We start from the raw sequence: 22,829 nt of genomic DNA on the forward strand, positions 1-22,829 counted from the left end.
GCCGGTCAACACCAGCGACGCAAGCACCCACACAAGCCATCTGATCCGTATTGTTAAAGAGCTTCAGGGCCGCCTTGAAGCGGCGAAGAGCGCGTATTCTACAGCGCCTGAATGCCGCGTCAACCCCTTTGTTCCGCCCCGTCAGGGCCTCGGCTCGTCGCCTTCGCCCCAACCGGGAACAGGCATTCTAGTGCATCCTGAATACCTGTCAACGCCCCGTAACTTCCAGTCCGAAAACCGCCTCCGGGGCGCCCCTCACCAGACCCTTCGCCCGACAAGAGAGCGCGCATTATAGCCACATCTGACGAGCGGTCAACAACCCGTAACGCGGCTCACACGCGATAGTAATCCCGGTACCAGTCCACGAAACGCGCCACGCCCTCTTCAACGCTCGTCGAGGGACGGTAGCCGACGGCCTGATCCAGCAGCGAGGAGTCCGCGTAGGTGTCCGGCACGTCCCCCGGCTGCATCGGCAGCATGCGCTTCTCCGCACTCCTGCCCAGGCACGATTCCAGCACCTCGATGTAGCGCATCAGCTCCACCGGCCGGTTATTGCCGATGTTGTAGACGCGGTACGGCGCGGCGCTGCTCGCCGGGTCCGGGCGGTCGCTGTCCCAGTCCGGGTTGGCGGCGGCGACGTGGTCGCAGGCACGGACCACCCCCTCGGCGATGTCGTCGACGAAGGTGAAGTCGCGCTGGTGGTGACCATGGTTGAACACATCGATGGGCTCGCCGGCGAGTATCGCCCGCGTGAACTTGAACAGCGCCATGTCCGGCCTCCCCCACGGTCCATAGACGGTGAAGAAGCGCAGCCCGGTGGTGGGCAGCCCGAACAGGTGGCTGTAGCTGTGGGCCATCAGCTCGTTGGCCTTCTTCGTGGCCGCGTAGATGGCAAGGGGATGATCGACGGGGTCGTGCTCTGAGAACGGCATGCTCGTGTGCGAGCCGTAGACCGAGCTGGTGGAGGCGTAAACGAGGTGGCCGACGTCGTTGTACCGGCACCCCTCCAGGATGTTCATGAACCCGACCACGTTGGAATCCACGTAGGCGTGGGGGTCCTCCAGCGAGTGGCGCACCCCCGCCTGGGCGGCCAGGTGAATAACCCGGTCGAAGCCCTCGCGGAAGACCGCGGCCATGCCGTCGCGGTCGGCGACGTCGAGGCGCACGAACCGGAAACCGTCGGCCCCCTCCAGGCGGGCCAGGCGCGCCTGCTTGAGCGTGACGTCGTAGTAGTCGTTGAGGTTGTCGAGGCCGACGACCTCGTCACCGCGGGCGAGCAGCCGCTCGGCGACGTGATAGCCAATGAACCCGGCCGCGCCGGTGACGAGTACCTTCATGGTCTTCCCGTTGCTGTCTCAGAGAATGGCGTTGCGCCGGCGGCCGCTCAGAGGCGGCCGTCGACACAGTCACGGGGCAGCGCCCCCTTGATGTCGTAGAGCACCCCGCCCGGGCGGAGCAGGCCGCGCAGATCCGCACCGAGCTCGCGGAAGCGGTCATGGGCGACCGCGAGGACCACGGCGTCGTAACCGCCCTGCTCCGGCTCGCCGACCAGACGGATGCCGTACTCCGCCTCGGCCTCCGCGGCGACGACCTCCGGGTCGTGTACGCTCACGTGGGCGTGATAGTCCTCGAGCTCGGCGATGATATCCACCACCCGGGTGTTGCGCAGGTCCGGACAGTTCTCCTTGAACGCCAGCCCCAGCACTAGGACGCGGGCGTCAACCACCGGCTGCTTGCGCTTGGTCAGCAGCTTGACCACCTGGGCCGCCACGTAGCCGCCCATGCCGTCGTTGATGCGCCGCCCGGCCAGGATCATCTCCGGGTGATGCCCCATCTGCTGGGCCTTGAACGTCAGGTAGTAGGGGTCGACACCGATGCAGTGCCCCCCCACCAGGCCGGGGCGGAACGGCAGGAAGTTCCACTTGGTCCCCGCCGCCGCCAGCACCTCCTGGGTGTCGATGCCCATGCGCTCGAACAGGATGGCCAGCTCGTTGACCAGCGCGATGTTGACGTCGCGCTGGGTGTTCTCGATGACCTTGGCCGCCTCCGCGACCCGGATGCTGCTCGCCCGGTGGGTACCGGCGGTGATCACCCGCGCGTAGAGGGCGTCCACGAAATCGGCGATCTCCGGTGTGGAGCCGGAGGTGACCTTGACGATATCGGTAACACGGTGGGCGCGGTCGCCGGGGTTGATCCGCTCCGGGCTGTAGCCCGCGTGGAAGTCGCGGTTGAACGCCAGCCCCGAGGTGCGCTCGATCACCGGCACGCACACCTCCTCGGTGGCGCCCGGATAAACGGTCGACTCGTAGATCACCACATCCCCCGGCGAGACCACCCGGCCCACGGTCTCGCTGGCCGCGCGCAGCGGGGACAGATCCGGCTGGCGGCCGCTGTCGATGGGGGTGGGCACGGTCACGATATAGACGTTGCAGTCGCGCAGCGCCTCGAGGTCATCGGTGATCGTGAGCCCATCGGCCTCCGCCAGCTCCGCCGGCGAGACCTCGCGGGTATCGTCCCGGCCTTCATGCAGCGCCTCGACCCGGGCGCGCTTCACGTCGAAGCCCACGACCGGATAGTGGCGCGCAAAGGCCACGGCCAGCGGCAGACCCACGTAGCCGAGACCGAGGACGGCGACGCGGGGACTGACGGTTTCATCGCTCATCGGTGTAATTCCATCCCTGTCCGGAAAATACTTCGGGCGATGCAACGATACCGCGCCGCACCAGCGCACAGCCATCCCCGCGGCGGGGCATTCATCCGGCTTTCCCCGGCCTTCATCGGGCCACCGGTGACGTCCCGCCGGGCGCTGCCCCGGCGGGACGTCGCCGGGAGGCTACACTGGCGATGTAGACCAGAAACGGGGGACGCTCCGGTGCATTCGGGTGCATGGCAAAGCTGCGACAGGGAAGAAGGGGCACAGATGGACGCGACCTCGCGGCGGAACCGCCAGCTGGAGGCGGTGCTCGGCGCGTTTCCCGACATCTCCTTCGTCATCGACCGCCGCGGCCGCTATCTGGAGGTGATCGGCGGGGTCGACGAACGCCTCTATGAGGACGGCCGCGGCCTCACCGGTCACACCCTCCATGAGGTACTGCCGGCCGAGACGGCCGACCACTTCCTCGACGTGGTACACCGTGCGCTCGGCAGCGGCGAGCTGCAGCGCGTGGAGTACACGCTGAGCGCCCGTCAGGTACGCAGTCTCGACAACGAGCGCCGGCGCTCGCCTCGGGCCGGCACGCCGCAGTGGTTCGACGGCCGGGTGCTGCCGCTGCCCGGTTACGAGGCGGACGAACCCGTGGTCCTGTGGGTGGCCTTCAACGTCACCGAGCGCAAGGCCCTGGAAGAAGAGCTCCGGCGGCTCGCCACCACCGATGATCTCACCGGCCTGTGCAACCGGCGCACGGCACTGCTGCAGCTCGGGCGACTCCACCAGCGGGCCCGGCAGGGACACAGCCGGCTGTCGGTGCTGCTGCTCGACGTGGACCAGTTCAAGCAGATCAACGACGGCTTCGGCCATACCGCCGGCGACCGGGTGCTCAGCTGGGTCGCGCGGCAGATCGAGGGGGTTATCCGGCCCGGCGACCTGATCGCACGGGTGGGTGGGGATGAGTTCCTGATTGGCCTGCCGGATGCCGGCAGCGGCGCCGCCGAGGAGATCGCGGCACGGCTGACCCAGCGCATTCGCGGAGAGGCACTGCCCTTCGAGGGCATGGACATCCCGGTGACGATCAGCGTGGGCGTGGCCACGGCCGGCGTGGAAGACGTGGAGCTGGAGAGCGTGATCATGCGCGCCGACTCCGCGCTCTACCAGGCGAAGGCCGCGGGACGCGACTGCCACCGGGGGGCGGCGCCCCCCGGGGATATCCGACCGCGCCCGGCTAGCGCAGGCTGATGTAGCCGAGCTGCTCGAGCTTGAGGATGACCTCCTGGGCCGCCTCGTCCGGCGTCGAGTCCGTGGTGTCCAGCACCAGTTCCGGGGACTCCGGGGCCTCATAGGGGTCGTCGATACCGGTGAAGTTCTTGATGATACCGGCACGCGCCTTGGCATAGAGTCCCTTTCGGTCCCGCGCCTCGCAGACCTCCAGCGGGGTCGCCACGTGCACCTCGACGAAGCCGCCGTTGGCCTCCTCCACCATCCCGCGGACCTGGCGCCGGGTCGCCGCGTACGGCGCGATCGGCGCACAGATGGCGATGCCGCCATTCTTGGCGATCTCGCTGGCGACGAAGCCGATACGCTGGATGTTGAGGTCGCGGTGCTCCTTGGAGAAACCGAGCTCGCTGGAGAGGTTCTTGCGCACCAGGTCGCCGTCGAGCAGGGTCACCCGGCGACCGCCCAGCTCCATGAGCTTGGCCATCACCGCGTTGGCGACGGTGGACTTGCCCGAACCGGAGAGCCCCGTGAAGAAGAGGGTCACGCCCTGCAGGTGCTTGGGCGGGAACGTCCGGCGCAGCTCCTCGACCACCTCCGGATAGCCGAACCAGTCCGGGATATCCAGCCCCTCGCGCATGCGCCGGCGGAACTCCGTGCCCGATATCTGGAGCATCGTCTCGCGGGACTCGTCGACCTCGTCGATGGGCGCGTACTCCGCGCGCTCCTTGACGTAGACCATCATCTGGAACGGCACCATGGTGATGCCGAGCTCCTCGCCGTGGCGCGTAACCAGCTCCTGGGCGTCGTATTCGCCGTAGAATGGCTGGCCGTCACTGCCCTTGCCCGGACCCGCATGGTCGCGCCCGACGATGAAGTGGGTGCAGCCGTAATTGCGCCGGATGATCGCGTGCCAGACCGCCTCGCGGGGCCCACCCATGCGCATGGCCAGCGGCAGCAGCGACAGCGCGGTGGTCTGCTCCGGGTACTTCTTGAGCACGTGCTCGTAGCAGCGCACGCGGGAGTAATGATCCACGTCTCCCGGCTTGGTCATGCCCACCACCGGCTGGATGAGCAGGTTGGCCTCGGCCTGCTTGGCCGCGCGGAAAGTCAGCTCCACGTGGGCCCGGTGCATCGGGTTACGGGTCTGGAACGCCACCACCCGCCGCCAGCCGCTGCGCGCAAAGCGCTCGCGCAGCTGGCGCGGCGTCGCGCGGAGGTGGTTGAAGTCATAGTGCACGGGCTCGCTCACGCCGTAGACGCGACCACCGAGGTAGACCGGATTGCTGCGGTTGAGGAGGTAGTCCACACCGGCATGGGCGGTGTCCGTCGTGGCGAACACGCCCTGCGCCTCGCGCTCGCGGTCCGGCCGCCACAGCGCCTCGACATCCATAACCGCCAGCAGGACGCCCTCCGGGTCGCGCAGCGCAATGCGCTGCCCTTCCCCGACCCCCTCGGCGAACGCCTCGGAGACATCGAGGGTCACCGGGATCGGCCACAGCGTGCCGTCGGCGAGGCGCATCTCATCGACCACCCGATCGTAGTCGGCGGGCGAGAGGAACCCCTCCAGCGGCGAGAAGCCGCCGTTGAGCAGCAGCTCGAGGTCGCAGAGCTGGCGCTGTGTGAGGTCCCAGCTCGGATAGTCGCGGGCCCGCTCCTTCTCGGCCGCAGCCGCCGCCTCGTCAAGGTAGAGTTCCTTGAGCTCCCCGCCGTGGGGCTCGATGAGCTTGGTCATGTCACTCCTTTCCTGCTGAACCGTAGAGAATTCGATCGCCGGGCGCCGGCCGCGGCTACGCCCCCTGGGAGGCCCCCGCGGTGACCGGCGCCGACAGCCCGCTGATCAACACCAGCCAGACCGCGGCCAGCACCGCCCCGCCAATGAACACGCCGGTGGGACCGAAGCGCCCGTAGGCCGCACCGCCGAGCACACCGCCGATGAACGCGCCGGTGAACTGGGACGTCGAGAACACCCCGAGCGCCGCGCCCCGCGCCGCCTGAGGGGCAAAGCGCGTGACCAGCGAGGGCAGGCTGGCCTCGAGCACGTTGAAGGCCGTGAAATACACCACCAGCGCCCCCGCCAGGGCCCAGGGACCGACGGCGGCCGCGTCCGCCAGCGCCACCTCGCCGACGATGAGCACCACCACGGCGGCGGCGATCAGCCGGTGCATGATCCGCTTGGCCTCGCCCACACCGATGGCCGGGAACATCAGCAGCGCCGAGATCGCCATCACCGGCACGTACATCTTCCAGTGGTCCGCGGGCGCCAGTCCCGCCACATCGGCGATCACCACCGGCAGGACCACGAACTGCGCGGTCATGATCATGTGCAGCACCATCACGCTCGCATCCAGGCGCAACAGGTCAGGGTTGCGAAGCACCTCGCCGAAGGTCCCGGCACGGATATCGCGGTCATGACTGCGGGTCGTCGGCACCGGCACCAGCCAGACCAGCAGCGCCAGCGCCACCAGCGCCAGCGCGCCCGTGAGCCAGAAAATCCCCGAAAGGCCCATCGCCGCAGCCGCCTCCGGCGCGATGACCAGCGCCAGCATGAACGCCAGCCCGACGCTGATCCCGATCAACGCCATCGCCTTGGTACGCTGCTGCTCCCGGGTGGTGTCCGCGGCCAGCGCCATCACCGCGGCCGCGATGGCCCCGGCACCCTGCAGCGCGCGCCCCGCAATCACGCCCCAGATCGTGCCCGACATCGCCGCCACCGCCGAGCCCAGGGCGAACACCACCAGCCCCCCGATGATCACCGGCCGGCGACCGAGGCGGTCGGAGAGCACGCCCATGGGGATCTGCAGCAGCGCCTGCGTGAGCCCGTAAGCGCCGATGGCGAAACCGATCAGCGTGGGCGTGGACCCGCCGAGGGCGTCCGCATAGAGCGTGAAAACCGGCATGATGAGGAACAACCCCAGCATGCGCATACCGAAGATAGTGGCGAGTCCCGCTGTCGCCCGGCGCTCGGCGCCGTTCATGGGACCGCTGGAGTGGCGTGTGCTGTTACCCAAGATCCTGACTGCCCTGATCGCTGATGAATGGATTCGAGGACGCAGCCGAATTGACAGACCCGGTATACTATCAGGTTGGCTACGCCGGTCCTAATTCGATGAATCATATCTTTATTCAGGGTGCCCGCACCCATAACCTGCAGAACATCACGCTGGCCATCCCCCGGGAGCGGCTTGTGGTGATTACCGGACTCTCCGGCTCGGGCAAGAGTTCCCTCGCCTTCGACACCATCTACGCCGAGGGCCAGCGCCGCTACGTCGAGTCGCTGTCCACCTATGCCCGGCAGTTCCTCTCCATGATGGAGAAGCCGGACGTCGACCATATCGAGGGGCTGTCCCCGGCGATCTCCATCGAGCAGAAGGCGACCTCCCACAACCCGCGCTCCACCGTCGGCACGGTAACCGAGATCCACGACTACCTGCGGCTGCTGTTCGCCCGCGCGGGCACGCCCCGTTGCCCGGAGCACGGCATCGCCCTGAGCGCGCTCACCGTCAGCGAGATGGTGGATCGCGTGCTGGCCCTGGATGAGGGCTCGCGGATCATGCTGCTCGCCCCCCTGCACCCGCAGGCCGGCGGCACCGAGACGCTGATCGACGAGCTCCGCGCCCAGGGCTTCATCCGGGTACGGATCGACGGCCACGTCCACGAGCTCGACGACGTCCCCACCCTGCCCCCGGAACAGACGCACACCATCGAGGCAGTGGTGGACCGGCTGCGCGTGCGCCCGGACCAGGCCGGGCGCATCGCCGATTCGGTGGAAACCTGCCTGGGCCTGTCCGACGGGCTGCTGCGCGTCGCCGACATGGACGACGGTGATACCCCGGAGCCGCTCTACACCGCGCACCACACGTGCCCGATGTGCGGCTACGCCGTCGCCGAGCTCGAGCCGCGGCTGTTCTCGTTCAACAACCCCCACGGCGCCTGCCCCACCTGCAACGGCCTGGGCGTGCACCAGTTCTTCGACCCGGAACGGGTGGTCGCCCACCCCGAGCTGTCCCTCGCCGGTGGCGCCATCCGCGGCTGGGACCGTCGCAACGCGCACTACAGTCGCATCCTCGACGCCCTGGCCGCACACTACGGCTTCGACGTGGAGACCCCCTGGCAGGACCTGGACGCCCACGTCCGCGAAGTGCTCCTAAACGGCAGCGGCGACGAGGAGATCACCTTCCGCTACCGCGGGCCGAGCGGCGAGCACGTGCGTGCGCACCCGTTCGAGGGCGTGCTCAACAACCTCGACCGCCGCTATCGCGAGACCGACTCCACGGCCGTGCGCGAGGAGCTCGGGCGCTACATCAGCACCCGGCGCTGCCCGGACTGCGACGGTTCCCGGCTCAACGAGGCGGCCCGCCACGTGTACGTCGGTGAACACACCCTGCCCGCGGTCTCCGCGCTGTCCGTCGGCCGGGCCCGGGAACTGTTCGCCGGCCTCGCCCTGGCGGGCGCCCGCGGCGACATCGCCGAAAGCATCCTGCGCGAGATCCGCGAGCGGCTGAGCTTCCTGGTCAACGTGGGCCTGGACTACCTCAGCCTCGACCGCGGTGCCGACAGCCTGTCCGGGGGCGAGTCCCAGCGCATCCGCCTGGCCAGTCAGATCGGCGCCGGCCTGGTCGGGGTGATGTACGTGCTCGACGAGCCCTCCATCGGCCTGCACCAGCGCGACAACCAGCGCCTGCTCGACACCCTGCTACGCCTGCGCGACATGGGCAACACCGTGATCGTCGTCGAGCACGACGAGGACGCCATCCGCGCCGCGGACCACGTGGTGGACATGGGCCCGGGTGCCGGCACCCACGGCGGGCGCGTCATCGCCGAGGGGCCACCCGCCGCCATCGAGGCGGAGCCGGCCTCGCTCACCGGCGACTACCTCGCCGGCCGCAGGGCCATCGAGGTCCCGGCCCGGCGGGTCGCCCCCGGCGATGCCTGGCTGCGGCTGCGAGGCGCCCGGGGCAACAACCTCCACGCCGTGGACGTGGACCTGCCGCTCGGGCTGATGATCGGCATCACCGGCGTGTCCGGGTCGGGCAAGTCGACCCTGATCAACGCGACCCTGCATCCCCACGCGGCGAACCGCCTCAACCGCGCCAGCCTGGACGCCGCCCCCTGCGACGGCCTGGAGGGGCTGGACGCGCTGGACAAGGTCATCGACATCGACCAGAGCCCCATCGGGCGCACGCCACGCTCCAACCCGGCGACCTACACCGGGCTGTTCACCGCGGTGCGCGAGCTCTTCGCCGGCACGCCGGAGGCGCGGGCACGCGGCTACGGGCCGGGACGGTTCAGCTTCAACGTCAAGGGCGGGCGCTGCGAGGCCTGCCAGGGCGACGGCGTGATCCGCGTGGAGATGCACTTCCTGCCCGACGTGTTCGTGCCCTGCGACATCTGCCAGGGCCAGCGTTACAACCGCGAGACCCTGGAGGTGCGCTACAAGGGGCTGAACATCCACGAGGTCCTGGAGCTGACCGTCGAGGAGGCGCTGTCGCTGTTCGAGCCGGTGCCGGTGATCGCGCGCAAGCTGCGCACACTCATGGAGGTGGGGCTCGGCTACGTGCGCCTGGGCCAGAGCGCCACCACCCTCTCCGGCGGCGAGGCCCAGCGCGTGAAACTCGCCCGCGAACTCGCCAAGCGGGATACCGGACGCACCCTCTACATCCTCGACGAGCCCACCACCGGGCTGCATTTTCACGACATCGCCCAGCTCCTCGAGGTGCTCACCCGGCTGCGCGAGCACGGCAACACCGTAATCGTCATCGAGCACAACCTCGACGTCATCAAGACCATGGACTGGATCGTGGACCTCGGACCGGAGGGAGGCGAAGGCGGCGGCCGTGTGGTGGCCACCGGCACGCCGGAGACGGTGGCCGGCGTCGAGGCCTCACACACCGGGCGCTATCTGCGCGGGATGCTGCCGGGGGACACCGCGCGCACCGGCAGCGGGGGCTGAGCCCGCGGGCCGGCGCCCGCGGGCCCGGGGATGGCTCAGCCGTTCGCCGCGGCGAGGGCCTGGTCGATGTCGGCGATGATGTCCTCGGCATGCTCGATGCCCACCGACAGCCGCACCATGTCCCGGCTCACCCCCGCGGAGGCCAGCTCCTCATCGTTGAGCTGGCGGTGGGTGGTGGTCGCCGGGTGGCAGGCGAGGCTGCGGGCGTCACCGATGTTCACCAGCCGGACGATGAGCTGGAGCGCGTCGATGAAGCGCGCACCGGCGGCCTCCCCGCCCTCGATCCCGAAGCTCAGGATGCTCGCGGCCCGGCCATCCATGTATTTGCGCGCGAGATCGTGGTGGGGACTCTCCTCCAGGCCCGCGAACTTGACCCACTTGACCTGGGAGTGATCGCGGAGATGGCGGGCCACCGCCAGCGCGTTCTCGCAGTGGCGCTCCATGCGCAGCGGCACCGTCTCGATGCCCTGCAGGAGCTGGAAGGCATTGAACGGCGACAGCGCCGCGCCCATGTTGCGCAGCGGCGCCACCCGGCACCGGCCGATGTAGGCGGCCGCCCCGAGGGCCTCGGTGTAGACGACACCGTGGTAGGAGGGGTCCGGCTCGTTGAGCATGGGGTAACGCGCCGCCTGCTCGGCCCAGGGGAAGTTTCCGGAGTCCACGATCACCCCGCCCACCGTGGTGCCATGGCCACCCATGTACTTGGTCAGCGAGTGGATTACGATGTCGGCGCCATGCTCGATTGGCCGCCAGAGACAGGGGGTCGGCACGGTGTTGTCCACCATCAGGGGTACGCCGGCCTCGTGGGCGATGGCGGCGAAGCGCGCCACGTCCACGATGTTGCCGTTGGGGTTGCCCACCGTCTCGCAGAACACCGCCTTGGTCCGATCATCGATGAGCTCCGCGAGCCGCTCGGGGTCGTCGGCATCGACGAAGCGCACCTCGATGCCCTGGTTCGGCAGCCCGTGGGCGAAGAGATTGTAGGTGCCACCATAGAGCTGGCTGGTGGCGACGATGTTGTCCCCCGCGCGGCTGATGCACTGGATGGCGTAGGTGATCGCCGCCATCCCCGAGGCCACCGCCAGGGCACCGATGCCACCTTCCATCGCGGCGACGCGCTGCTCGAGCACGGCGTTGGTGGGGTTCATGATGCGGGTGTAGATATTGCCCTCGACCTTGAGGTCGAACAGATCGGCCCCGTGCTGAGTGTCGTCGAAGGCGTAGGACGTCGTCTGGTAGATCGGCACCGCCACCGCCTTGGTGGTGGGCTCCGGGTCATAACCGGCATGCACGGCAAGGGTTTCGAGCTTCACGGCCACTCTCCTCCACGGTTCGGACTACGACCGCCGATGGTAACCGCTCCGTCACCCGTAGACACGCGTGAACGGGAATATGCATATACCGCGGCGCCACAGTCCTACTCACCGCGGACATGCCCTCGCTCTTGGCCCCGGACTCATACTCACTATTACACAGATTGATGGAAATGCGCTGATACTTGAAACGAGCGCAAAGCATGAGAAGATGGTCTATTGATTCCAGGAGGTACCCCAGTCGCGGCCTATCGACGTGACGCCCGGCCTGCCGTACGGACATCGCCACCGGGCGAGCGATAGCGCAACGCACCAACCTGGCGGACCCCACCGGCGGCGCACAACGCCACTGAAAGGCGCGGACCGTGCACTGCCCGCAGAGAAGCATTCGCAGCAACAGACAGGTTTCTACATGTCCGATCGCATACAGCGTGATCTCGCCGATCGTATCCTGCTCCTGGACTGTGCCATGGGCACCATGATCCAGAAGCAGCCCCTCGAGGAAGCGGACTTCCGCGGTGAGCGCTTCGCCGAGCACCCCAGCTCGCTCAAGGGCAACAACGACTTGCTCACGCTCACCCGGCCGGATCTCATCCGCGAGATCCACGAGGCCAACCTGGCCGCCGGCGCGGACATCATCGAGACCAACACCTTCAACGCGACGCGGCTGTCACAGTCGGACTACGACACCGAGGACCTGGTCCCCGAGCTCAACCGCGAGGCGGCCCGCCTGGCGCGCGAATGCGCCGACGCGTGGACGGAGAAGACCCCGGAGCGCCCGCGCTATGTCACCGGCGTGCTCGGCCCCACCAGCCGCACCGCCTCGATCTCGCCGGACGTGAACAACCCCGGCTACCGCAACGTCACCTTCGACGAGCTGCGCGAGAACTATCTCGAGGCCGCGCACTCGCTGGTGGAGGGCGGTGCCGACCTGATCCTGGTCGAGACGATCTTCGACACCCTCAACGCCAAGGCGTGCCTGTTCGCGCTCGAACAGCTGTTCGAGGAGCTCGGCCGCAAGGTCCCGGTGATGATCTCCGGCACCATCACCGACGCCTCCGGGCGCACCCTTTCCGGGCAGACCACCGAGGCCTTCTGGAACTCCGTGCGCCACGTCGAGCCGTTCTCCATCGGCCTGAACTGCGCGCTCGGTGCCGAGGACCTGCGTCCCTACATCCAGGATCTCTCCCGGGTGGCGAGCAACACCTACGTGTCCGCCCACCCCAACGCCGGCCTGCCCAACGAGATGGGCGAGTACGACCAGTCGCCGGAATACATGGCGAAGCTCATCCGGGAGTTCGCCGAGAGCGGCTTCCTCAACATCGTCGGTGGCTGCTGCGGCACCACCCCCGAGCATATCGCCGCGATCCGCGACGCGGTGGACGGCGTCGCGCCCCGCGAGATCCCGAGCCTGTCCCCGGCACTGCGTCTCTCGGGCCTGGAGCCGCTGAACGTCGGCGACGGCGACATGTTCGTCAACGTCGGCGAGCGCACCAACGTGACCGGCTCGGCGCGGTTCAAGCGCCTGATCAAGGAGGAGGACTACGACACGGCGCTGGACGTCGCCCGCCAGCAGGTGGACAACGGCGCCCAGGTGATCGACATCAACATGGACGAGGGCCTGCTCGACGCCGTCGAGTGCATGGACCGTTTCCTCAAGCTGGTCGCCTCCGAGCCGGACATCGCCCGGGTGCCGATCATGGTCGACTCCTCCAAGTGGGAGGCGATGGAGGCCGGCCTGCAGACCATCCAGGGCAAGGGCATCGTCAACTCCATCAGCCTCAAGGAGGGTGAGGAGGACTTCCGCAAGAAGGCGCAGCTCGTGCGCCGCTACGGTGCCGCGGTCATCGTCATGGCCTTCGACGAGGAGGGCCAGGCCGACACCCTGGAGCGGCGCACCGAGATCGCCGCGCGCGCCTACCGGATCCTCACCGAGGAGATCGGCTTTCCGCCCGAGGACATCGTCTTCGACCTGAACATCTTCCCGGTGGGCACCGGCATCGAGGAGCACGCCCGCTACGCCATCGACTTCATCGAGGCGACGCGGCACGTGAAGACCCACCTGCCCCACGCGAAGGTCTCCGGCGGGCTGTCCAACCTGTCGTTCTCCTTCCGGGGCAACGAGCCGGTGCGCCGCGCCATGCACTCGGCGTTCCTCTACCACGCCATCCAGGCGGGGCTGGACATGGCCATCGTCAACGCCGGCCAGCTCGACGTCTACGACGACATCGACAAGGAGCTCCTGGAGCTGGTCGAGGACGTGCTCTTCGACCGCCGCGAGGACGCCACCGAGCGCCTGGTCGACCGCGCCGAGGAGTTCAAGGGCCAGGGCGCGAAGGCCGAGGAGAAGAACCTGGAGTGGCGCGAGTGGCCGGTGGAGAAGCGCCTGGAGCACGCCCTGGTCAAGGGCATCACCGAATACGTGGTGGACGATACCGAGGAGTGCCGCCAGCAGTTCGACCACCCCATCAAGGTCATCGAGGGCCCGCTGATGGACGGCATGAACGTGGTCGGTGACCTCTTCGGCGCGGGCAAGATGTTCCTGCCCCAGGTGGTGAAGTCCGCGCGCGTGATGAAGAAGGCCGTCGCCCACCTCATCCCCTACATCGAGGCGATGAAGAGCGACGGCGATCAGTCCAACGGCAAGGTCGTGCTGGCCACGGTGAAGGGCGACGTCCACGACATCGGCAAGAACATCGTCGCGGTCGTGCTCCAGTGCAACAACTACGAAGTCATCGACCTCGGGGTGATGATCCCCAACGAGAAGACGCTGGCCGCGGCCGAGGAGCACGGCGCCGACATCGTCGGCCTCTCCGGGCTGATCACCCCGTCGCTGGACGAGATGGTGGACATGGCCAAGGAGATGGAGCGCCGCGGCTTCACCGTCCCGCTGCTCATCGGCGGCGCCACCACCTCCCGGGTGCACACAGCGGTGAAGATCGAGCCGCAGTACAGCGGCGATACCATCTACGTGAAGGATGCCTCCCGCGCCGTCGGCGTGTGCTCGAAGCTGCTCAGCGACACCCAGCGCGAGGACTACGTCGCCGAGATCAAGACCGAGTACGAGCGGGTGCGCGAGCAGCGTGCCAGGCGCCAGGTGAAGCAGAAATGGCTCACCATCGAGGACGCGCGGGCCAACCGCACGCCCGTCGACTGGCAGTCCTACGAGCCCGTCACTCCGCGCGAGCCCGGCGTCCACGTCATCGAGGACCAGCCGCTGGAGGAGCTCGTCGAGTTCATCGACTGGACTCCGTTCTTCCAGGCCTGGCAGATGACGGGCAAGTTCCCGAAGATCCTCGACGACGAAAAGCAGGGCGAGCAGGCACGCAAGCTCTACGACGACGCCCGCGCCATGCTCGCGCAGATCGTCGAGGAGCGGTGGCTCACCGCGCGGGCCGTGTTCGGGCTGTTCCCGGCCAACGCCGTCGGTGACGACACCGAGATATACGCCGACGACTCCCGTGAGCACGTGCGCCTGGTAACCCACCACCTGCGCCAGCAGACGGAGAAGCCCGAGGGCCGGCCGAACCAGTCCCTCGCCGACTTCGTCGCGCCCAAGGACACCGGCATCCAGGACTGGATGGGGGCGTTCGCGGTGACCGCCGGCATCGGCATCGACGAGCACGTGAAACGCTTCGAGGCCGATCACGACGACTACAACGCCATCCTGCTCAAGGCCCTGGCCGACCGGCTCGCCGAGGCCTTCGCCGAGATGCTCCACCAGAAGGTGCGCCGCGAGTACTGGGGCTACGCCGCCGACGAGGCGCTCGACAACGACGGCCTCATCGCGGAGAACTACCAGGGCATCCGGCCGGCGCCGGGCTACCCGGCCTGCCCGGACCACACCGAGAAGGATCTGCTCTGGGAGCTGCTCGACGTGCGCGGGAACGCCGGTATCGAGCTGACCTCGTCCAAGGCGATGGTGCCGACGGCGGCGGTCTCCGGCTGGTACTTCGCCCACCCGGACAGCCGCTACTTCGGTCTCGGCAACATCTTCCGCGACCAGGTCAAGGACTATGCCCACCGCAAAGGCATGGACCCGTCCACGGCGGAGCGCTGGCTCAGCCCGAACCTCGGCTACGACCCGGACGAGGGCTGACCCGGGGCCCGGGGAGTCCGCCGGCGTGCCCGGCGGGCTCCACCGCCCTTTCCACCCGGCCGTCATGTCAGATCACGGCGGACGCGGCCCGATGCCCGCCGCGTACCAGTACTCGCTCTGACCCCTGCTATAGCGCCGCGAGGTCGTACGGCCCGCCACGCTCCCGGGCGCGCTGATAGGCGGCCCGCCCGCGGATACGCTCGACGAACGCGTTCAGCCGGGGACGCTCCGGTCCCGCCAGACCCCGCGCCACCGCAGCCTCCACCGGGAAGCTCATCTGGATGTCGGCGGCGGTGAACGCCTCACCGGCGAACCACGTCCGGCGCTGCAGCACGTCCTCCAGGTAGTCCAGGTGCGCGCGCACCTCGGGCCCCACGAAGGCCGACTGCACCCCGGCGGCGATCCGCCGCAGCAGCGGGCGCATCAGCCAAGGTGCCGCCGGCCCGCCAAGCCGGTCGAAGACCAGGCTCAGCAGCAGCGGCGGCATCGCCGAGCCCTCGGCGTAGTGCAGCCAGTAACGGTAATCGAGGAAGGCCTCCGTACCCGGGGCGGGGCGGAAGCGGTGGTCCGGGTCATGACCGTCGAGGAGATACTCGATGATCGCCCCGGACTCCGCCACCACCCGCTCGCCGTCGGTGATCACCGGCGAGCGGCCCAGCGGGTGGACCGCGCGCAGCGCGGCCGGCGCACGGCCGGTCGCCGGGTCGCGCTCGTAGCACTGGATGCGGTAGTCCGCGTCCAGCTCCTCGAGCAGCCAGAGCACGCGCTGGGAGCGGGAGTGGGCGAGGTGATGGACCGTGAGCGCGGTCATCGGCTCACCCCCATGGCCGCGCTCGTCTGACGGCGCGGGTCGGCGGCCCCGTGGAAGCCGTCCGCATCGATGAGGATGGACTGGATCGCCCCCATCGAGCGCTCCTGCTTCACGCGGTGGCCCATGGCCTCCAGTCCGGCGATGGTGTCCGGGCTGATGCCCTGCTCGATGCGGATATAGTCGGGCCGCCACTGGTGGTGCACCCGCGGCGCGTTGACCGCGGTCTGGATGTTCATGTCGTGATCGATGACGTTCATGATCACCTGCAGCGTCGTGGTGATGATCCGCGAGCCGCCGGGGCTGCCGGTGACGAGGCGGTTCCGGCCGTCCTTCTTCACGATGGTCGGCGACATGGACGAGAGCATGCGCTTGCCAGGCTCGATCCGGTTAGCCTCGCCGCCGATGAGCCCGTAGGCGTTGGGCACGCCCGGCTTGGCGGAGAAGTCGTCCATCTCGTTGTTCATGAGAAAGCCCGCGCCGTCGACCACCAGCCCCGAGCCGTAGCTGAAGTTCAGGGTGTAGGTGTTCGCCACCACCAGGCCGTCGCCGTCGGCGATGGAGAAGTGCGTGGTCTCGTTGGACTCGTACGGCCAGGGATCGCCGGCGGCAACCGCGTCCGCCGGCGTCGCCCGTTCCGGGTCGATCTCCCCGCGCAGCGCCCCGGCGTAGGCCTTGCTGGTGAGCCCCGCCACCGGCACGTCGACGAAGTCGCTGTCGCCGAGGTAACGCGCCCGGTCGGCGTAGGCACGCTTCATTGCCTCGGCCATCAGGTGGATGGTGCGTGCCGAGTTGTGTCCGGCCGCGGCGATGTCGTAACCCTCGAGGATGTTGAGGATCTCCACGATGTGCGTGCCGCCGGAGGACGGCGGCCCCATGGAGTAGACGTCGTAGCCGCGGTAGCGGCCATGGACCGGTTCGCGCACCACCGGCCGGTAGCCGGCGAGGTCGTCCAGGGTCATGATCCCGCCGTGGCGCTGCAGGGTCGAGACGATGCGCTCGGCGGTCACGCCCTCGTAGAACCCCTTCGGCCCCTGCTCGGCGATCCGCCGCAGGGTCCGCGCCAGCGCCGGCTGACGGAAGACCTGGCCGGCACGGTAGGGCGTGCCGTCGTCATGGAAGAACTTGGCCCGGCTGGACGGCCAGCGCCCGAGCCGGTCCCGCGCCGAGGTCAGCCCCTCGGCGAAACGCGGCGGGACCTCGAAGCCCTCCTCCGCCAGGCGGATCGCCGGTGCCAGGGCCTCGGCCAGCGAACGCGTGCCGTAGCGGCGCAGGGCGAGCGCCAGGCCCGCGACGGTGCCGGGCACACCGGAGGCGTTCGCACTGAAACGCGAGCGCTCCGGCACGACCTCGCCCTCGGCGTTCTGGAACATGGTCTCGGTGGCCGCCGCGGGGGCGGTCTCGCGGTAGTCGATGGCGACCACCTCGCCGCTGCGCTCGTCGGAGACGAGCATGAACCCGCCGCCGCCGATGTTGCCCGAGCGCGGCTGGGTCACCGCCAGGGCGAAGCCCGCGGTCACCGCCGCGTCCACGGCGTTACCGCCGTCACGCAGCACGTCCCGCGCCACCCGGGAGGCGATGTAATGACTCGTCGCCACCATGCCGCCGTCCGCGGTCACCGGCCGGAAGCGCTCCCCCGCGAGGATAGCCTCCGCCGCGTGGCCCGCCGGCCCCCACACCAGCGCCACCGCTGCCAGCGCCAGCACCCGCCGTCGAATCCCCTCGATCATGCCGCTCTCCCGCTGTCCGTATCTGCCCTGCCCGGCACCCGGCTCAACCGCCGGGCGCCGGCACACCATTAGTCCGGCCACCAGTATGGTCACCGCCCCGGACACCTGCACCCCTGCCGGCGAGTTCCGGAACGCCGAAGCGGCCGGACACACGGCCTCGGGGACGGGGCGCGCCGGGGCACGTCAACGTAGTAGGCTGTGATCGATGAGTATCGACCCGGACAATGACAAGGTACTGCGCATCTCGCGCAACGTGGCGATCGGGCTGGACGAGATCGAGCTCTCGGCGGTGCGCGCCCCCGGCCCCGGCGGGCAGAACGTGAACAAGGTCGCCACCGCCGTGCACCTGCGCTTCGACAGCCAGTCGTCGTCGCTGCCGGCCTTCTACAAGGAGCGCCTGCTGGCGTGCAGCGATCACCGCGTGACCGCGGACGGCGTGGTCGTGATCCGCGCCCGCCGCCACCGCAGCCAGGCCCTCAACCGCCAGGACGCCCTGGAGCGCCTGCGCGCCCTGCTGCGCGGGCTCACCGAGACGCCGGCGACACGGGTACCCACCCGCCCGAGCCGCAACGCACGCCGCCGGCGCACGGACCGCAAGGTCCGCCACGGGCGCAAGAAGGCGATGCGCCGTACACCACCGACGGAGTGACGGCAGCGGACCGCTTCAGGGGCGGGCCGTGAACCGGTAGAGGATCATGCCGCCGGCGAGCCCGACGACGAAGGTCAGGGGCACCACACTGCCCAGCGCCAGTGCCGCGATCCCCGGCCCGGGGCAGAAGCCCGCCACACCCCAGCCGACCCCGAACACCACGGCACCGCCGATCAGCCGCGCGTCGATGTCCCTGCGGGTCGGCAGCTGGAAGGCCGGTGCGAACACCGGCCGGGGACGGCGCAGCACGAAGCGGAAGCTGATCAGCGTGGTGGCCACCGCCCCGGCAAGAACGAACACCAGGGTCGGGTCCCAGCGGCCGGTGAGATCAAGGAAACCGAGCACCCGCGCCGGGTCCGTCATCTGCGCAAGGGCCAGGCCGGCGCCGAACAGCAGCCCGGCGACAATGCTCACGAGATGGATCATGACGCCACCCCCAGTACGTGCCGGACGACGAACACGGTGACGATGCTGGTCGCCATGAACGTGATCACGGCGATCAGCGAGCGCGGCGACAGCCGCCCGAGCCCGCAGACACCGTGGCCGCTGGTGCAGCCGCTGCCCAGGCGGGTACCGAAGCCGACGAGGACACCGGCGGCCAGCACCGCCCACAGCGGCAGCCCGCTGTGGAGCACCGCCCCCGCCGGCCAGAGCACGTAGACGGCCCCCGCACCGGCGATCATGCCGGCGAGGAAGAGCAGCCGCCACAGGCGCTCGCCACCGTGCTCCTCCATGGCCCCGGCCGCGATGCCGCTGATGCCCGCGATCCGCCCGTTCAGCCACAACAGGATGGTGGCGGCGAGCCCGATGAGGATCCCCCCTGCCAGGGCGGGAACCGGCTCGAAGGGCACGATCGTCATGCGGATTCCCCCGAATAGCTCTGGCTGAAATCCCCGGGCCGGTCAATGGGGATCTTCACGTAGGCGACCCCGTTGTCCTCCGCCGGCGGCAGCCGCCCGGCACGGATGTTCACCTGCACCGCGGGGATGATCAGCCGCGGCAGGTCCAGGGTCCGGTCACGCCCCTCTCGGCGTTCGACGAATTCCGCCTCGGTGACGCCGTCGCGCACGTGGATGTTGCCGCCACGCTGCTCGCCGATCGTGGCCTCGTTGCGATACTCGCGGCCGTTGGGACGGTAGTCGTGGAGCACGAACAGCCGGGTCTCGTCCGGCAGCTCGTAGAGCCGCATGATCGAGTGATAGAGCACCGATGCGCTGCCGCCGGGGAAGTCGCAGCGCGCGGTTCCCCCGTCCGGCATGAACAGGGTGTCCCCGCAGAAGGCCGCGTCACCGATCACGTACGTGAGGCTGTCCGAGGTGTGCCCCGGCGTGGGAATGGCCCGGGCCTCGATGTTGCCGACGTGGAAGGTCTCGTAGTCCGCGAACAGGTGATCGAACTGCGAGCCGTCCGGCAGGAAGCCCCGCTCCAGGTTGTAGACGTCGCGGAAGTGGCGCTGCACCGTGCGGATCCCCTCGCCGATGCCGGTGGTGCCACCGAGGCGGTCACGGATGTGCGCACCGGCGGCCAGGTGGTCCGCATGGGCGTGGGTCTCCAGCACCCATTCCACCTCCAGGCCCTCGCGGCGCACGAACTCGATGATCCCGTCGGCGCTGTCGGTGCCCGTGCGCCCCGCGTTCTCGGCGTAGTCGAGCACCGAGTCGATCACCGCGGCACGCCGGGTCTGCGGGTCCCAGACCACGTAGGAGAACGTGGACGTGGGTTCGTGCAGGAACTGCCTGACTTCGGGACGTGCACTCATCGCGGCACCTCCTTCGACTGATATCCCGAATAATGTAATAAGCATATTACTGAAACATATATTACACTGCGAATGGTACCGCTCGATCATCACCATAGACGCAACGGCGCCGATGAAGCTGCAACCGCCCCTGCTGACCAGCCTCCGCGGCTATGACCGCCAGGCCTTCTCCGACGACCTGACGGCGGGGATCATCACCGCCATTCTGCTCGTCCCCCAGGGCATGGCGTACGCGCTGCTCGCGGGACTGCCGGCGGAGACCGGGCTGTACGCCAGTATCATACCGCCGGCGGTCTATGCGGTGTTCGGCACCAGCCGCACCCTTGCCGTGGGCCCGGTGGCCGTCGCCGCACTCATGGTCGCCGACGCCCTGTCCCGCTTCGCCGGCGCCGATCCCCAGCAGTGGATCACCGGCGCCTCCATCCTGGCCGCGGAGGTGGGCGTAATACTGGCCGTCGGTGGGGCCCTGCGCCTGGGCCGGCTGGTCAACCTGATCGGCCACCCGGTGCTGTCCGGTTTCACCAGCGCGGCGGCGGCGCTGATCATGCTGAGCCAGGTGGGCCACCTGCTGGGCGTCGATGCCCCCCGGGGGGACGCGGTCACCATGATCACCGGCCTGTACACCCACATCGGCGCCGTCTCCGCCGCCACCACGGTGACCTCCGTGCTCGCCATCGCCGCGCTGGTGCTCGCGCGCCGGCCGCTGCAACGGCTGCTCACCGGGCTCGGCGCCAGCCCGAACGCCGCCGCCCTTGCCTCCCGGACGGCCCCGCTGGCGGTGGTGATCGCGGCCTCCCTGGCGATGGCCGCCCTCGCCGGCAACGGCGGTGCGCCGGTGCGCGTGGTGGGCGACATCCCCGCCGGCCTGCCGGCCCCGGGTCTCGATTTCCTCGCCAGCGCCGGGTGGGTGGAGCTCGCCCCGTCCGCGGTGCTCATCGCACTGATCGGCTACGTGGAGAGCGTCACCGTCGCCAAGGTCCTGGGCGGGCGCCGGCGCGAGCGCGTCGACGCCAATCAGGAGCTCCTCGCCCTGGGGGCGGCCAACTTCGGCTCCGCGCTGGTGGGTACCATGCCCGCCGCCGGCGGCTTCTCGCGCTCGGTGGTGAACTTCGACGCCGGGGCCCGAACCCAGGTCGCCGCGCTGATCACCGCCGGCCTCGTCGGGGTGGTCGCCGCCTTCTTCACCGGCTGGTTCGCGTTCCTGCCGAAAGCGGTGCTCGCCGCGATCATCGTGGTCGCCATCTGGCAGCTCATCGACTTCCGCGGCGCGATAGAGACCACCCGGTACGACCGGGGCGACGGCGCGACCCTCATCGCCACGGTGGCCGGCGTGCTGGGCTTCGGCCTGGAGCCCGGGCTGGTGGCCGGCATCGCGCTGTCGCTGTTCCTCTACGTCTGGCGCAGCAGCCGGCCGCACATGGCCGTGATCGGGCGCATCCCGGGCACCGAGCATTTCCGCAACGTCGAGCGCCACGAGGTGGTCTGCGACCCCCGGCGGGTGCTCCTGCGCATCGACGAGAACATCTACTTCGCCAACGCCGAGCCGGTCCGCGACTTCGTGCTCGCGGCCCTCGACCGCCATCCCGATGCCGAAGCCGCGGTGCTGGTGATGAGCTCGGTGAGCTACATCGACAGCAGCGGGCTGGAGATGCTGGAGGCGCTGCACGCCGATCTGCAGGCGCAGTCAGTCGCCCTGCACCTCGCAGAGGTGAAGGGGCCGGTGGCGGACCGGCTCGCGCAGACACACCTCTGGCACGGGCTGCCGGAGAGCCATCACCACCTCAGCGTCGCCGCGGCGGTGGACGCCCTGGGGGGCGACGGCGGGAACGAGACGACCGCGGCCGCAACACGACGCCGCATCCACGGCCCGGACCGCCCTGCGGGATGACCCGGGCCTGCGGCTCCTAGCGGATGCCCCGCACGAAATAGGCGTTGGGGTCGTCGGTAATCACGGCCGTGAGCCCCGCCGACCACAGCGGGTCCACCGCCTCGGGACGGTTGGCGGTCCATGCCACCACCGCGATTCCCGCCGCGCACAGCCGCCGCACCCCGGCGGGGTCCAGATGACGCCAGTCCACGTGCAGGCTCACACCGCCGAACGCCTGCAGCACGGCGCCGGCACGCTCGGGCACGCGCTCGCAGATCAGGCCCAGGCGGATCCCGGGATCCCGTCGCCGGCATTCGGCGAGCACCGGCACGTCGAAGGACGAGAGCAGCAACGCCTCCCGTGGGAACCCGGTCGTCTGCAGGCTATCGAGGACCGTGGCCGCCAGGGCCGTCCGCCTGCCCTCCTCCCCCGTCGGCTTGAGCTCAAGGTTGAGCCCCAGCCCGCGCTGGCGACACAGGGCGAGGGCCTGCTCGAGACGCGGCATCCGGGTGCCGGCGTAGCGGGGTGAGAACCACCCGCCGGCATCGAGGGCGGCAACCGCTGCCCAGTCCGCATCGGCGATCCGTCCGGCCCCGTCGGTGCAGCGATCCAGACGCTCGTCGTGGAAGATGACCGGCGTGCCGTCGCCGAGCAGCTGGACATCCAGCTCCACCCAGCCCACACCCAGGGCCGCCGCCAGCTCGATCGCCGGGAGTGTATTCTCCGGCGCGGCCAGCGATGCCCCGCGATGGGCGAAAACCCGTGTCCCGAACATGCATGACT

16 protein-coding genes are annotated in these 22,829 nt (G+C 69.4%); 5 read left to right on the top strand and 11 right to left on the bottom strand.

Annotated features, from left to right (window positions below):
• Positions 1-332: 332 nt before the first annotated feature.
• Entirely contained in the window at positions 333-1,337 is a 1,005-nt protein-coding gene (locus tag ACEZHJ_RS06890) for an NAD-dependent epimerase (protein WP_163139389.1), read from the bottom strand.
• A 47-nt stretch (positions 1,338-1,384) separates the two neighbouring features.
• Positions 1,385-2,662, bottom strand: a complete 1,278-nt coding sequence (locus ACEZHJ_RS06895; RefSeq protein ID WP_018718523.1) for a nucleotide sugar dehydrogenase — start codon at positions 2,660-2,662, stop codon at positions 1,385-1,387.
• 258 nt (positions 2,663-2,920) lie between these two features.
• Between ACEZHJ_RS06895 and ACEZHJ_RS06900 the strand changes: the two genes are divergently transcribed.
• Positions 2,921-3,892, top strand: coding sequence for a sensor domain-containing diguanylate cyclase (locus tag ACEZHJ_RS06900; protein ID WP_018718524.1), 972 nt, complete (start codon positions 2,921-2,923; stop codon positions 3,890-3,892).
• Here ACEZHJ_RS06900 and ACEZHJ_RS06905 read toward each other — a convergent pair.
• Both ACEZHJ_RS06905 and ACEZHJ_RS06910 read right to left on the bottom strand, forming a co-directional pair.
• A complete protein-coding gene (locus ACEZHJ_RS06905; RefSeq protein WP_163139388.1) occupies positions 3,879-5,603 on the bottom strand; it encodes a bifunctional sulfate adenylyltransferase/adenylylsulfate kinase in 1,725 nt (574 codons plus the stop codon). The genes ACEZHJ_RS06900 and ACEZHJ_RS06905 overlap by 14 nt on opposite strands.
• A gap of 55 nt (positions 5,604-5,658) precedes the next feature.
• Entirely contained in the window at positions 5,659-6,879 is a 1,221-nt protein-coding gene (locus ACEZHJ_RS06910; protein WP_240466168.1) for an MFS transporter, read from the bottom strand.
• Between the two features lie 98 nt (positions 6,880-6,977).
• Between ACEZHJ_RS06910 and uvrA the strand changes: the two genes are divergently transcribed.
• Positions 6,978-9,821, top strand: a complete 2,844-nt coding sequence (gene uvrA, locus ACEZHJ_RS06915; RefSeq protein WP_163139387.1) for an excinuclease ABC subunit UvrA — start codon at positions 6,978-6,980, stop codon at positions 9,819-9,821.
• A 35-nt stretch (positions 9,822-9,856) separates the two neighbouring features.
• On the opposite strand, the gene ACEZHJ_RS06920 is transcribed toward uvrA, so the two are convergent.
• A complete protein-coding gene (locus ACEZHJ_RS06920) occupies positions 9,857-11,134 on the bottom strand; it encodes a bifunctional O-acetylhomoserine aminocarboxypropyltransferase/cysteine synthase (protein ID WP_163139386.1) in 1,278 nt (425 codons plus the stop codon).
• A 412-nt stretch (positions 11,135-11,546) separates the two neighbouring features.
• Here ACEZHJ_RS06920 and metH point away from each other — a divergent pair, with 412 nt between their 5' ends.
• A complete protein-coding gene (gene metH / locus ACEZHJ_RS06925; protein ID WP_018718529.1) occupies positions 11,547-15,233 on the top strand; it encodes a methionine synthase in 3,687 nt (1,228 codons plus the stop codon).
• Between the two features lie 127 nt (positions 15,234-15,360).
• Here the strand turns inward: metH and ACEZHJ_RS06930 are convergent, their stop codons facing one another.
• Together ACEZHJ_RS06930 and ggt are read right to left on the bottom strand one after the other, a co-directional pair.
• Positions 15,361-16,044 carry a glutathione S-transferase gene (locus ACEZHJ_RS06930; RefSeq protein ID WP_018718530.1) on the bottom strand — a complete coding sequence of 228 codons (684 nt, stop codon included), beginning with the start codon at positions 16,042-16,044 and terminating at the stop codon, positions 15,361-15,363.
• A complete protein-coding gene (gene ggt / locus ACEZHJ_RS06935) occupies positions 16,041-17,771 on the bottom strand; it encodes a gamma-glutamyltransferase (RefSeq protein ID WP_163139385.1) in 1,731 nt (576 codons plus the stop codon). Before ggt ends, ACEZHJ_RS06930 begins: the two co-directional genes overlap by 4 nt.
• Positions 17,772-17,976: 205 nt before the next feature.
• Between ggt and arfB the strand changes: the two genes are divergently transcribed.
• Entirely contained in the window at positions 17,977-18,420 is a 444-nt protein-coding gene (gene arfB, locus ACEZHJ_RS06940; protein WP_163139384.1) for an alternative ribosome rescue aminoacyl-tRNA hydrolase ArfB, read from the top strand.
• A 15-nt stretch (positions 18,421-18,435) separates the two neighbouring features.
• Here arfB and ACEZHJ_RS06945 read toward each other — a convergent pair whose 3' ends face one another.
• From ACEZHJ_RS06945 to ACEZHJ_RS06955, 3 genes are read right to left on the bottom strand one after another with little or no spacing between them, the layout of a single operon-like run.
• The gene (locus tag ACEZHJ_RS06945; protein WP_018718533.1) at positions 18,436-18,846 is read right to left on the bottom strand and encodes a DUF6691 family protein; all 411 of its coding nucleotides are present in this window, start codon (positions 18,844-18,846) and stop codon (positions 18,436-18,438) included.
• Positions 18,843-19,280, bottom strand: coding sequence for a YeeE/YedE family protein (locus ACEZHJ_RS06950; protein ID WP_018718534.1), 438 nt, complete (start codon positions 19,278-19,280; stop codon positions 18,843-18,845). Before ACEZHJ_RS06950 ends, ACEZHJ_RS06945 begins: the two co-directional genes overlap by 4 nt.
• On the bottom strand, positions 19,277-20,179 hold the full coding sequence (locus tag ACEZHJ_RS06955; protein WP_163139383.1) for an MBL fold metallo-hydrolase: 903 nt from the start codon (positions 20,177-20,179) through the stop codon (positions 19,277-19,279). The genes ACEZHJ_RS06950 and ACEZHJ_RS06955 overlap by 4 nt, the downstream gene beginning before the upstream one ends.
• 112 nt (positions 20,180-20,291) lie before the next feature.
• Between ACEZHJ_RS06955 and ACEZHJ_RS06960 the strand changes: the two genes are divergently transcribed.
• Complete coding sequence (locus ACEZHJ_RS06960) at positions 20,292-22,067, top strand: SulP family inorganic anion transporter (protein ID WP_375036365.1); 1,776 nt, start codon at positions 20,292-20,294, stop codon at positions 22,065-22,067.
• Positions 22,068-22,083: 16 nt separating this feature from the next.
• On the opposite strand, the gene ACEZHJ_RS06965 is transcribed toward ACEZHJ_RS06960, so the two are convergent.
• A complete protein-coding gene (locus ACEZHJ_RS06965) occupies positions 22,084-22,821 on the bottom strand; it encodes a glycerophosphodiester phosphodiesterase family protein (RefSeq protein ID WP_018718537.1) in 738 nt (245 codons plus the stop codon).
• Between the last annotated feature and the right edge of the window lie 8 nt (positions 22,822-22,829).

This window comes from Arhodomonas sp. KWT2 (assembly GCF_041949875.1).
In the GTDB taxonomy this organism is placed as follows: domain Bacteria; phylum Pseudomonadota; class Gammaproteobacteria; order Nitrococcales; family Nitrococcaceae; genus Arhodomonas; species Arhodomonas aquaeolei.

Coding starts and splice junctions, on each gene's coding strand:
- arfB (WP_163139384.1), top strand. CDS start 17,977: ATGAGTATCGACCCGGACAATGACAAGGTACTGCGCATCTCGCGCAAC.
- ACEZHJ_RS06890 (WP_163139389.1), bottom strand. CDS start 1,337: ATGAAGGTACTCGTCACCGGCGCGGCCGGGTTCATTGGCTATCACGTC.
- ACEZHJ_RS06895 (WP_018718523.1), bottom strand. CDS start 2,662: ATGAGCGATGAAACCGTCAGTCCCCGCGTCGCCGTCCTCGGTCTCGGC.
- ACEZHJ_RS06945 (WP_018718533.1), bottom strand. CDS start 18,846: ATGATCCATCTCGTGAGCATTGTCGCCGGGCTGCTGTTCGGCGCCGGC.
- ACEZHJ_RS06930 (WP_018718530.1), bottom strand. CDS start 16,044: ATGACCGCGCTCACGGTCCATCACCTCGCCCACTCCCGCTCCCAGCGC.
- ggt (WP_163139385.1), bottom strand. CDS start 17,771: ATGATCGAGGGGATTCGACGGCGGGTGCTGGCGCTGGCAGCGGTGGCG.
- ACEZHJ_RS06905 (WP_163139388.1), bottom strand. CDS start 5,603: ATGACCAAGCTCATCGAGCCCCACGGCGGGGAGCTCAAGGAACTCTAC.
- ACEZHJ_RS06955 (WP_163139383.1), bottom strand. CDS start 20,179: ATGAGTGCACGTCCCGAAGTCAGGCAGTTCCTGCACGAACCCACGTCC.
- ACEZHJ_RS06950 (WP_018718534.1), bottom strand. CDS start 19,280: ATGACGATCGTGCCCTTCGAGCCGGTTCCCGCCCTGGCAGGGGGGATC.
- uvrA (WP_163139387.1), top strand. CDS start 6,978: ATGAATCATATCTTTATTCAGGGTGCCCGCACCCATAACCTGCAGAAC.
- ACEZHJ_RS06965 (WP_018718537.1), bottom strand. CDS start 22,821: ATGTTCGGGACACGGGTTTTCGCCCATCGCGGGGCATCGCTGGCCGCG.
- ACEZHJ_RS06900 (WP_018718524.1), top strand. CDS start 2,921: ATGGACGCGACCTCGCGGCGGAACCGCCAGCTGGAGGCGGTGCTCGGC.
- metH (WP_018718529.1), top strand. CDS start 11,547: ATGTCCGATCGCATACAGCGTGATCTCGCCGATCGTATCCTGCTCCTG.
- ACEZHJ_RS06960 (WP_375036365.1), top strand. CDS start 20,292: ATGAAGCTGCAACCGCCCCTGCTGACCAGCCTCCGCGGCTATGACCGC.